We start from the raw sequence: 2,438 nt of genomic DNA on the forward strand, positions 1-2,438 counted from the left end.
GCTAATTGTAGCGTGTTACATCAGATCGCTCCATAGTCTAAAACCGGGAAATGATGTGTTTATTTGACCAAGGAATTCACCAAAATATTTCGGTTCAAAGAATAGGGCTGATCAGGGTCCAATACGGATACCGTGTATCGGAATAATGGATCCTGGCATCTCTTTATGTAATCCGATGCCGTTATTCCTCGAACTTTCTTATACATTTTAGAGAAATGGTGTTCGTCCCCAAAGCCTACCGAATAGGCGATTTGCTTCACTGTGCCAGAGCCAATCATCATCAATTGTTCGGCACGCCGTAACCTTAACTCAAGCAGCATGCGTTTGGGGGAAATCCCGGTAGCGGAGACAAACATCCTTGTGAAGTATTCATGGGACCAGCCCGATATCGTTGCAATTTCTTCAATCTTTACGGGATCGGTCAAATGCTCTTCCATATAGATCAGCGCGCGTTGAATAGGAACTGGCAAGGAGGTGGCTTTCCCTTCCTCAGCTTGCGAGGAAAAGGACGACAGTTCTTCTAGAGCGGCAGAAAGCAATACGGCTAGCCTTCTCCTCCAATGCGCAGGCTGGTGATTTGCAATCCAAAGTATTTTCTCTATTAATCCGGTAACTAGCATATGGCATCTTGCCGGGAACATATGACCTTCTCGGAGCAAAGATCCAAATCGATCGTCTGATTCCCTTAGAGAGGCATAATCAAAATGCACGAACAAATGTCTTACGTTTACTTCTGGCGCGAACCGATAGGTATGCCAGTCACCTGGGCGAGTAAAGATGAAGCAAGGCTCGTTAAGAACAAACAGACTTCCTTCTATTTCATATTCAGTTTGGCTGCCTTCGGGAAAATAGACTAATTCGAAATCGTCAATTTGCCGAGGCCTGAGCACATAGCCCGCTTGAATGACGATGTCTCCTACATTATGTACAAAGGGCCAGTGGTTAGGCTCTTGATCGCTCATATTCTTCATCTGCCTCACCTTTCAACCGGAATCTACACTGATTCTAGTATTCTACCAGACTAATTTTTCACTGCATATACTAGGATTCAAGGTGAAACGGCTGTCGAGTCTTTAATCTTCCATGATGGCAACTGTCATTACTTTAACTCTTCATCATCAACAATCTTAAGAAAGAAGTATCCAGCTATAATCCCAATCAGCATCCAGAGATCAAGACGCTCAGATATAACCATACAACTTTGCGACGATAATACACAATAGCAATAATGTCCCCGGTTATCAGCATAGGAAGAATGATGCCTACAGAGTCTTTCGCAGGGAAGATCGTCGTCATCAGTGTAATGTCAAATATGCCTGAACTCGATACGCCTGCTTGGAAAATCCAATCATTAAATTGATATCTACTATGAACCACTATGGTGCCTATGTGCAATCTATTGCGTATCTCTTCTAAAATCATCAATCTTACACATATATCATTTTCCTCTCTTGATCAATAATAATAGATTCAAGGGGAACCGGCTGTCGCCATTCTTATGGCGATCACGCGGTTTATTTCCGGCGAACTATAGTGAAAGTATGGCGAAATGATATACTTTCCTATACTAAAAAAAAGAACGACTAAGTCGTTCTTTTTCTATGACACATGGTTTAATAACTCCGAAGTGCCAGCTTGAACCGAAAACGGCTGTCCTCTCCGAACCACATCGGAAAATTCGTACCCCACACATTGTTGTATAGCAGAAAATGAAATCCTTCATCCAATGAAGCGAATGTGTTGTCGAATTGCAGCAATCTTCTCTCGCCGGGCGCTACAACTGAAGCATCCCACGTTTGAATAGAAGCAACCGCTTCCGCACCCTTATATTCCATGCCATTCCCAACGGCATGTAGGTTCCGGTTGCCGTTCTTTACAACCTCCAAAGGTGACACCGGCTGACCTAATTTATCCATAGTCCACAAATGACTATTATCAGTCATTGGGGAAAATGAAAACCAGATCGCTTCGGGTAACCGATTTTTCGGTTTGTTGAACCAGTCGAGTACTACATTGACAGTTGGCTCATGCTTGCTAAATTCATAACTAATCTGTAACTGGCGAGGGGCGCCAAGTCGCTCATTTGCATCCGCTGGCAGTTCTAGCTTGATAAGCACGCGGTCAACGTCAGCTCCATAATCTACATGAAGAGACAACAGCTGCGGCTCAAATGTTTCATTCCGCGGCTTTTGCTGCACATTCTCCATACCTGGCTTACCGAAGTCGGCATCTGACCAGCTGTACGTAACGGACGTATTCTCCACATATTGCTGGAACCACTTGTCATAGTCCTCTACGCCAGATGATTCGTACAAAAATTTCCCCAGCGGGTGTCGTTCATCCGCCCAAACTTTACCCTTGCCATCGACTAAGTAAGAAATGGAGCCATTATGGCTGAACGAGATCTGAAACTGTCCTAATGAATAAATAGTATATGG

2 protein-coding genes are annotated in these 2,438 nt (G+C 44.0%); both read right to left on the minus strand.

From position 1 onward, the window contains the following. Positions 1-59 precede the first annotated feature (59 nt). Positions 60-971, minus strand: coding sequence for a helix-turn-helix domain-containing protein (locus AC1DWN_RS32175; RefSeq protein WP_477562913.1), 912 nt, complete (start codon positions 969-971; stop codon positions 60-62). A gap of 642 nt (positions 972-1,613) precedes the next feature. Then, on the minus strand, positions 1,614-2,438 hold an 825-nt coding region (locus AC1DWN_RS32180), incomplete at its 5' end, for a DUF5054 domain-containing protein (RefSeq protein ID WP_477562914.1).

This window comes from Paenibacillus sp. P4_A7, assembly GCF_056402455.1.

What these genes read in the sequence shown, in the direction of transcription:
- AC1DWN_RS32175 (WP_477562913.1), bottom strand. Translation starts at nt 971, where the DNA reads ATGAAGAATATGAGCGATCAAGAGCCTAACCACTGGCCCTTTGTACAT.